Here is a 389-nt window from a genome sequence, read left to right as displayed (position 1 = left end):
CGACGATGACGCGTGTCCATCCGACTGCGCTGCCCGAACACCGGCCTGGCCCACCCCGTGTCGTCCACCGTCGAGGACAGTTCCGTCGACCTGCTGCGCGTCGGCGACCACGTGGAGTTCCACGTGGAGGCCGGACGCACCAGCATGGGTGTCATCCGCACCGCGGACGGCGGAACCTACCGGGTCGGAAACGTCCGCTTCCTCGACGACGTGGACGACGAGCGGCACACCCTCGTGGAGTGCGAGCTCGCCGACTGAAGGGAGGAGAGGCGCCCGGAACCGACCGGGCGCCTTCCCGTCACGTGTTCCGGAACGGCTCCGGCGCGTGGCGGACCTCGGACGCGGCGGGCGCGGGGCGCGCGTACGCGCTGAGGTCCGGCGGGCCCCAC

General features: G+C 72.5%; 1 protein-coding gene. It reads left to right on the top strand.

The window, feature by feature from the left end; all coding sequences use genetic code 11:
* Positions 1–12 precede the first annotated feature (12 nt).
* Positions 13–258 (top strand): hypothetical protein, encoded by a 246-nt coding sequence (locus DEIPI_RS0117500; RefSeq protein WP_027482610.1) that lies wholly within the window; start codon positions 13–15, stop codon positions 256–258.
* Positions 259–389: the final 131 nt, after the last annotated feature.

Origin of the sequence: Deinococcus pimensis DSM 21231, assembly GCF_000519345.1 — a bacterium.
GTDB lineage: Bacteria > Deinococcota > Deinococci > Deinococcales > Deinococcaceae > Deinococcus_A > Deinococcus_A pimensis.
This window is presented reverse-complemented; position numbering and strand designations above follow the sequence as displayed.